The 7,469-nt window shown below is 65.6% G+C and carries 7 protein-coding genes, 1 rRNA gene and 1 pseudogene; 5 read left to right on the top strand and 4 right to left on the bottom strand.

The genetic code is table 11. From position 1 onward, the window contains the following. Both H165_RS0116005 and H165_RS0116000 read right to left on the bottom strand, forming a co-directional pair. Window positions 1-86 (bottom strand): 16S ribosomal RNA (locus H165_RS0116005); the annotation flags it as partial. A 401-nt stretch (window positions 87-487) separates the two neighbouring features. Continuing rightward, entirely contained in the window at window positions 488-1,039 is a 552-nt protein-coding gene (locus tag H165_RS0116000; RefSeq protein ID WP_017939953.1) for a cytochrome b, read from the bottom strand. Window positions 1,040-1,445: 406 nt separating this feature from the next. Here H165_RS0116000 and aroQ point away from each other — a divergent pair, with 406 nt between their 5' ends. Together aroQ and H165_RS0115990 are read left to right on the top strand one after the other, a co-directional pair. Further along, window positions 1,446-1,886, top strand: a complete 441-nt coding sequence (gene aroQ, locus H165_RS0115995) for a type II 3-dehydroquinate dehydratase (RefSeq protein ID WP_017939952.1) — start codon at window positions 1,446-1,448, stop codon at window positions 1,884-1,886. Between the two features lie 5 nt (window positions 1,887-1,891). Next, window positions 1,892-2,743 carry a shikimate dehydrogenase gene (locus tag H165_RS0115990; protein ID WP_017939951.1) on the top strand — a complete coding sequence of 284 codons (852 nt, stop codon included), beginning with the start codon at window positions 1,892-1,894 and terminating at the stop codon, window positions 2,741-2,743. 39 nt (window positions 2,744-2,782) lie between these two features. Here H165_RS0115990 and H165_RS0115985 read toward each other — a convergent pair whose 3' ends face one another. Further along, window positions 2,783-3,520 (bottom strand): sulfite exporter TauE/SafE family protein, encoded by a 738-nt coding sequence (locus tag H165_RS0115985; protein ID WP_017939950.1) that lies wholly within the window; start codon window positions 3,518-3,520, stop codon window positions 2,783-2,785. A 97-nt stretch (window positions 3,521-3,617) separates the two neighbouring features. Then, window positions 3,618-4,388 (bottom strand): IclR family transcriptional regulator domain-containing protein, encoded by a 771-nt coding sequence (locus H165_RS0115980; RefSeq protein WP_017939949.1) that lies wholly within the window; start codon window positions 4,386-4,388, stop codon window positions 3,618-3,620. 202 nt (window positions 4,389-4,590) lie between these two features. On the opposite strand from H165_RS0115980, the gene H165_RS0115975 reads away from it, so the two are divergent. The 3 genes and pseudogenes from H165_RS0115975 to H165_RS0115965 all read left to right on the top strand — a co-directional run bounded on the left by H165_RS0115975 (window position 4,591) and on the right by H165_RS0115965 (window position 7,454). After that, a complete protein-coding gene (locus H165_RS0115975) occupies window positions 4,591-5,406 on the top strand; it encodes a shikimate dehydrogenase family protein (protein ID WP_017939948.1) in 816 nt (271 codons plus the stop codon). Beyond that, window positions 5,403-7,173: pseudogene (locus H165_RS18680) on the top strand (FAD-dependent oxidoreductase). The gene H165_RS0115975 and the pseudogene H165_RS18680 overlap by 4 nt, the downstream one beginning before the upstream one ends. Further along, window positions 7,134-7,454 (top strand): NIPSNAP family protein, encoded by a 321-nt coding sequence (locus H165_RS0115965; RefSeq protein WP_017939946.1) that lies wholly within the window; start codon window positions 7,134-7,136, stop codon window positions 7,452-7,454. Before H165_RS18680 ends, H165_RS0115965 begins: the two are co-directional and overlap by 40 nt. Window positions 7,455-7,469 lie beyond the last annotated feature (15 nt).

Here is a 7,469-nt window from a genome sequence, read left to right as displayed (position 1 = left end):
AGCAAGCTCCCGTGCTGCCGCTCGACTTGCATGTGTTAGGCCTGCCGCCAGCGTTCAATCTGAGCCATGATCAAACTCTTCAGTTCAATACTGCTCGGGTTTTGTGAAAACCCTAAACTTGGCTCAGCAATCGCAAATTAACTCTCGAATTCACGAGTGTTTACTTGTGATGCTGATAATCTTGCGATCACCAGCCTTACCTCACAAGCACCCACACGAATTGCTTGATTCACTTGTTAAAGAACAGTTGGGTGAGCCTTTCGCCTCAACCAAGGCCGCGCATTCTACAGCAGCCTTACTTCCCGTCAAGCGCTTTTCAAAAATTTCTTTTCTACTTCAACCGCTTGCGCGCCACCGAAGCTAACAACCCCTCAGCGGCGGGAGGAGAATTCTACAGATTTGGGAGGCAGAGTCAACGCCTTTTTTGTCGCTCTGCCTGCAAATCTTCAGTAGCAGGGAAGGCATCTCTCCCTGCCCTGTTCAAGTTTCAGGCGTCACGGGCAGGCAGCATACGCTTGAGGGTGTTGTCGCGCATCACGTAGTGGTGGAACAGCCCCGCCGCCGCATGCAGGCCGATCAGCCAGTAGCCGAGGGTGCCGGCCAGTTCGTGAAGTTCCTTGATCTGCCCGGCCAGTTCACGGTCTTCCCCAATGAGCGGCGGCAGCTCCAGCCCCCAGAAGGGTATCGGTTTGCCCGCGGCGCTCAGGATGAGCCAGCCGGCCAGCGGCGCGCCGATCATCAGGGCATAGAGGGCCAGGTGTACCAGCTTGGCGAGGAATGCCTGCCAGGCCGGTGGCGCCGGCTCGATACGCGGAGTGGGCGCGATCAGACGGGCGAGGAGGCGCAGCCAGACCAAGGCGAAGACCGTCAGCCCCAGTATGAAGTGCCACTGCTTGAGCAGTTCGCGGGGCTCGCTGCCCTTCGGGTAGAACCCCTTCAGCTCGATGCAGGCATAGACTGCCGCGATCAGCAGCAGCATCAGCCAGTGCAGGCCGATCGACAGGCCGCCATAACGCGTCGAAGTGTTTTTCCAATCCATTTCTTCAATCCCTCATTCAGTTCCGCCGGATGACTTCCGGTCTATCGCCAATCACGTCGACAGCAGCACGGCTAGCATGCCAGGAAGCGTCCGGAACATGGCCGAGTCTGTCTATTGGCCAGCCTATCTCCCGAGACTTAATTCAACCTGAAGCATCGCCGCGGCCCATCTTCCCAGATCAATCTCACCCACAAAAGACCGATAACCGAACGCTTTATTCGCCAGACGATTTCCGTATCGGAGGCCCATATCCCGGTCAAAGCGCCTATTCATGGGGCATTCGGACAAAATCGAGCTGCCGGCCACGCCTAATTGGTCCGATTGACCAAATTAACCGTCTAGTACATTTTTCACCGACCGCCCCGGCTGCTGACGGCAGCCCATAACAACTGAAGAGAGAGACCGCATGACTCGCTCCATTCTGGTCCTCAACGGACCCAACCTGAATCTGCTGGGTACCCGTGAGCCGGCGACCTATGGTCATGAAACCCTGGCTGACATCGAAGCCCTGTGCCGGCGTACCGCGGCTGAGCATGGTCTAGAAGTGGAATTTCGCCAGACCAACCACGAAGGCGAACTGATCGATTGGATCCATCAGGCCCGCGGCCGGCACGCCGGCATCCTGATCAACCCGGCGGCCTGGACCCACACCTCGGTGGCCATCCGCGACGCCCTGGCAGCGGTCGAGCTGCCGGTGATCGAGGTGCACCTGTCCAACGTGCACAAACGCGAGAGCTTCCGGCACCACTCCTTCGTCTCGCCGATCGCCGTCGGCGTGCTGGCCGGCTTCGGCTCCCACGGCTACCGCCTGGCCATCGAACATTTCGCCCACCTGCTGAAAGACTGATCTCAATGAGCAATGCATCCATACTGGCCGGCCTGATCGGCGCCGGCATCCAGGCTTCGCGCACCCCCGCCATGCATGAACACGAGGGCGATGCCCAGGGCATCCGCTACCTGTACCGGCTGATCGACCTCGACCAGTTGAAGCTGGATAGCTCCGCCCTGCCCGAGCTGCTTACCGCCGCCGAACGCATGGGCTTCACCGGCCTGAACATCACCTTCCCCTGCAAGCAGGCGATCATTCCCCTGCTCGACGAGCTTTCCGCCGAGGCGCGAGGGATCGGCGCGGTCAATACCGTGGTGTTCAAGGACGGCAAGCGCATCGGCCACAACACCGACTGCCTGGGCTTCGCGGAGGGCTTCCGCCGCGGTCTGCCGGACGTCGCCCGCAACCGCGTGGTGCAGATGGGCGCCGGCGGTGCCGGTGCTGCGGTGGCTCACGCCCTGCTCAGCGAAGGCATCGGACAACTGACCATCTTCGAAGTGGAGGCGAGCCGCGCCCAGGGCCTGGTGGACAGCCTGAACGCGCACTTCGGCGCAGGCCGTGCCGTGGTCGGCCAGGATCTGGCCGGCGCGCTGGGCGCCGCCGACGGTCTGGTCAACACCACCCCGGTGGGCATGGCCAAGCTGCCCGGAACGCCGGTGCCGGTCGAACTGCTGCGCCCCGAGCTGTGGGTGGCGGAGATCATCTACTTCCCGCTGGAAACCGAGCTGCTCAGGCACGCCCGATCCCTCGGCTGCCGCACCCTGGATGGCGGCAGCATGGCGGTGTTCCAGGCGGTCAAGGCCTTCGAGCTGTTCACCGGCCAGCCAGCGGATGCCGCGCGCATGCAGGCGCACTTCCATAGCATGAACGGCTGATCGCCCGCACATGGAGCCGGCCTTTCCGGCTCCTGCTGCTTACCAGTTCTGCACGATCAGCTGGATGCCGGTCACCAGCAGCCCCAGTCGCGCAATGCGGTAGAACCATAGGTGGTTGACCCGTCCCTGCAGCCACAGCCCGAGCCAGACCCCGACCACCACCACCGGCACCAACGACAGGCTGGCCAGCAGGTTGTCCACGCTGAACTGTCCCAGCCAGGCATAAGGGATCAACTTGATGGCGTTGGTGAGCAGGAAGAAGGCGTTGATGGTGGCCACGTAGCGCAGCTTCTCGAGGTGCTGTGGCAGCAGATACATCATCACCGGCGGGCCGCCAGCATGGGCGACGAAACTGGTGAAGCCGGCGACCGCCGAAAGCAGCGTGCCCTTCCCCACCGCCGGCTCGGCCACCTGGGCCGCCGCACGATCGACCAGCGCATTGATCAGCACGAAGCCGATGGAGATGGCCCCCAGCAGCAGACCGACGAAGCGCTCGCTGAACACCCCGAAGGTCAGGCTGCCGATCAACACGCCAAGCAGCGCCCCGGGCAGCATGATCTTCAGGTTGCGCACATCCCACTTGCCATAGAAGCGCTTCAGACCGACCAGGTCGGCCATGCAGAGGATCGGCAACATGACTGCCGCGGCCTGGGTCGGCGGCAGCACCAGAGCCATCAGCGGTACGGCGAGGCCACCGAAGGCGCCCCCGAAGCCGCCCTTGGAAATGCCGGTGAGCAGGACGGCCGGCAGCGCCACGAGAAAGAAGTCGAAGGTCATGAACGACTCGCTCGAAAAAGGGAAAATGGAACGGCGTTCATTATGTCCTTGCGGTCCCTCTGGCTCGGGACTCCGGTGCGATCAGCGCACGCATTCTTCAGTCCAGGACCGGCTTGAGCAAGGCCTGGGCCTCATAGAGCGGCGCCAGGTAGCGAAAGCGCAGCTCCTCCACGCTCAGCCGCGAGGCGTGGGTGGTGATCGCCAGGGTCGCCCGGAGCCGCCCCGTGCGGTCGATCAGCGGGACGCCGATCACCCGCATGCCGATCTCGTACTCCTGGTCGACGACGGCGAAGCCCTGGCTGGCGATCCGGGCGATCTCCGCCCTGAGCGCCGGCAGGTCGGTCTGGGTGTAGGGAGTGAGCTGGCGCAGCGGATTGCGCTGGAAGTAGGCGTTCAGCTCGGCCTCGTCCAGGCTCGCCAGCCAGAGCCGGCCGCTGGCGGTGCAGTACATAGGCACTCGCGAACCGGGTCGGATCGACAGCGAGGCGATGTGGCTGTAGCGGCTGCGCACCACGTGGACGATCTCGTCGCCGTCGCGGGTGCCCACCGAGACGTGCTCCTGGGTCTGTCGCGCCACCTGCTCCACCACCGGACGCAGCATGCGTGGCAGCTGCGCCGAGTCGACGTAGGCCTGGCCGATGCGCAGGGCCTTTGGGGTCAGCCAGTAGTGGCGACCGTCGGTCTCCGCGAAGCCCTCGTGGACCAGGGTCAGCAGGAAGCGTCGCGCGGCGCTGGGCGTCAGCCCGGCCTGCCTGGCCGCCTGAGGCACGCTCAGGCGCGGCTGGTCGGCATTGAACAGCTGCATCAGCGCCAGGCCCTTCTGCAGGCCGGCGATCAAGTCGCGGGGGTGAATGGTCGGTTTGTTCATGGTCGGTTCCGGAGGCCCTCTGGGCAGCTGCCAGCTTCGCGCAGCCGCGAGACTCCGGGACGGAAGATTCGCGGGAATGATGCGATTATCGCATTGATAATGCGATAAACGAAGCAATCGCCCGAAAAACGCATTGTTGGAACCGAGTTCCGCCAGCACTCTTGCCTCCACGACAACAGCAATCGACCCCGTGGAGGACAGCATGATCCAAGGCTCGACCGAACTGGTCGCCATCGTCGGCTCACCCATCGCCCAGGTGAAATCACCGGAAAACTTCAACACCTGGTTTGCCAATAACGGTCGCGATCTGGCGATGATCGCCATCGATCTTCGGGAGAACGCCCTGGATGCCTTCCTGAGCACCCTGCGCGGTTGGCAGAACCTGCGCGGCTGCGTGGTCACCGTGCCCTACAAGCAGGTTCTCGCCACCCGCCTGGATGGTGTCAGCAATCGCGCCAAGGCGCTCTGCTCGGTCAACGTGATCCGCCGCGAGCCGGACGGCCGCCTGCTCGGCGACAACGTGGACGGCGAAGGCTTCCTCAATGCCGCGCGCCGCCAGGGCTTCCAGTCCGCCGGCAAGCGCGCCCTGGTGATCGGCTGCGGAGGCGTCGGCAGCGCCATCGCCTATGCGCTGTGCGAGGCCGGGGTGAACGGCCTGGTGCTCGACGACGTCAGCGCCGAGCGCGCCGATGGCCTGGTCGAGCGGCTTGGCAGCCTCTTCCCGGCGCAGCGCATCGAGCGCGCTTACGAGTCGCTGGCCGACTTCGACCTGCTGGTGAACGCCTCGCCAGTCGGCATGGGCGACAGCGGCGAGCTGCCGCTGCCCGCCGCCATGCTGGAAAGCCTGCAGCCCGACACCTACGTGGCCGACGTGGTCACCTCGCCGGAGATCACCCCGCTGCTGGAGTTCGCCCGCGCCCGGGGCTGCACGATCCAGACCGGCCCGCAGATGGCCCTAGCCCAGCTCGGCAACCTGGGTGCCTTCATGGGCGCCACCCCTCTGGAGATCCAGCCATGAGCGGCCAAGGGCAGTCCACCCTCGACCGCGACTACGACGTGGTGGTGCTCGGCAGCGGCGCCGCCGGTTTCGCCGCGGCCGCCACCGCCGCCTGCCGCGGCCTGAAGGTGCTGATCCTGGAGAAGGCCGAGCACTTCGGCGGCACCTCGGCGATCTCCGGTGGGGCCGCCTGGATCTACGGCAGCGACCAGGCCCGCGCCGCCGGCGTGCAGGACTCCCCGGAAGCCGTGCGCACTTACCTGCGCAAGATCATCGGAGACGGCTACAACGCCGAGCTGGTGGACGCCTTCATCGAGCGCGGCCACGAGGCGCTGCGCTGGCTGGAGGCCAACACCGAGCTGCGCTACGCGCTGCGCCCCTTGTCGCCGGACTACTACCCGGACGAGGACGGCGCCACCGACTACGGCCGTGCCCTGGAGATGGTCGAATACGACGGCCGCCGGCTGGGGGCGCGCTTCAAGGACCTGAAGATGCCGCCGCCGGGCATGCTGCTGTTCGGCGGCATGATGGTGAACCGCGTCGACATCCAGCATTTCCTCAGCTTCAAGTACTCGCCGAAATCCCTCTGGCACTGCATCAAGCTGATGGCCCGCTACGGCCTGGACCGCCTCAGCCATCACCGCGGAACCCGCCTGACTACCGGCAACGCGCTGATCGCCCGGCTGGCCACCACGGCCTTCGCCAAGGGCGCGGAACTGTGGCTGAACAGCGAGGCGGAATCGCTGCTCGTCGAGAACGGCGCGGTGACCGGCGTGCTAGTCCGCCGCGAAGGACGTCACGAGCGGGTACGTGCGCGCGGCGGCGTGGTCTGCGCCATGGGCGGTTTCGCCGCCGGAGCGATCGCCGCCGCCAACCGCCCGAACACCGGCACCCCACACCTGACCATGTCGCCGCCGACCAACACCGGCGACGCCCTGCGCCTCGGCGAGGCGGTGGACGCGGCCAGCGGCGCAGGGCTGCCGAGCAACTTCTTCTGGGCGCCGGTCTCCGAGCTGGTGCGCCCCAACGGCGAACGCGAGCGCTTCCCGCACCTGGTCACCGACCGCGCCAAGCCGGGGGTGATCGCCGTCAACCAGGCCGGCCGCCGCTTCGTCAACGAATCCAATTCCTACCACCACTTCGTCGAGGCCATGTTCGCCAGCGGCAGCACGCCCTGCTGGCTGATCTGCGACGCCGAGGCGATGAACCGCTACGGCCTGGGCCTGGCGCGGCCGAAGCCGGTGGACAACTCGGCACTGATCGAGGCCGGCTACCTGTACCGCGCCGAGTCTCCGGAAGCCCTGGCCCGGGCCATCGGCGTCGACCCGCAGGGCCTGCGGCAGACCCTGGAGCGCTTCAATGCCGATGCACGCGAGGGCGTCGACCGGCAGTTCGCCAAGGGCGGCAACAGCTACAACCGCTACATGGGCGACCCGGACCACAAGCCCAACCCCTGCCTGGCCCCGCTGACCAAGGCGCCCTTCTACGCCATCCGCATCCACACCGGCGACCTCGGCTCGGCCCGCGGCCTGGTCACCAACGGCAACGCCAACGTGCTGGACCGCAGTGGCAAACCGATCCCCGGCCTGTATGCGGCGGGCAACGACATGAACTCCATGATGAACGGCACCTACCCAGGTCCCGGCATCACCATCGGCCCCGGCCTGACCTTCGGCTGGATCGCCGCCACCCACATCGCCGAGCGCCTCGCCACGGCGCACTGACCGACCTTCCAAGGAGACCCGAGCATGTACTACGAACTGCGTACCTACACCATCGATCCGCTGAAGCTGGCCGATTGGCTGGCCCTCTACAAGAGCCACGCCTATGAGGTGCAAACCGAGCACCTGGGCAACCTGGTGGGCTTCTTCACCACCGAGTTCGGCGAAGCCAACCAGGTAGTGCACATCTGGGCCTACGAGAGCCTCGACGACCGTATGGCCCGCCGCGCACGGATGGCCGCCGACCCGCGCTGGGCCGAGTTCGGCAGGCTCAACAAGGAGCTGGGCGCGGTGCTCAAGCTGGAGTCGCGGCTGATGCGCCCGACCACCTTCTCGCCCCTGCACTGAGCCGGGACGCGCCGC

It is taken from the genome of Pseudomonas thermotolerans DSM 14292, assembly GCF_000364625.1.
Taxonomy (GTDB): Bacteria; Pseudomonadota; Gammaproteobacteria; order Pseudomonadales; family Pseudomonadaceae; genus Aquipseudomonas; species Aquipseudomonas thermotolerans.
The sequence above is the reverse complement of the archived record's forward strand: the minus strand, read 5'-3'. Positions and strand labels throughout refer to the sequence as shown.

Bases quoted from the DNA above. Each gene is read 5' to 3' on its own strand.
- H165_RS0116000 (WP_017939953.1), bottom strand. From the start codon at position 1,039: ATGGATTGGAAAAACACTTCGACGCGTTATGGCGGCCTGTCGATCGGC.
- aroQ (WP_017939952.1), top strand. From the start codon at position 1,446: ATGACTCGCTCCATTCTGGTCCTCAACGGACCCAACCTGAATCTGCTG.
- H165_RS0115990 (WP_017939951.1), top strand. From the start codon at position 1,892: ATGAGCAATGCATCCATACTGGCCGGCCTGATCGGCGCCGGCATCCAG.
- H165_RS0115985 (WP_017939950.1), bottom strand. From the start codon at position 3,520: ATGACCTTCGACTTCTTTCTCGTGGCGCTGCCGGCCGTCCTGCTCACC.
- H165_RS0115980 (WP_017939949.1), bottom strand. From the start codon at position 4,388: ATGAACAAACCGACCATTCACCCCCGCGACTTGATCGCCGGCCTGCAG.
- H165_RS0115975 (WP_017939948.1), top strand. From the start codon at position 4,591: ATGATCCAAGGCTCGACCGAACTGGTCGCCATCGTCGGCTCACCCATC.
- H165_RS0115965 (WP_017939946.1), top strand. From the start codon at position 7,134: ATGTACTACGAACTGCGTACCTACACCATCGATCCGCTGAAGCTGGCC.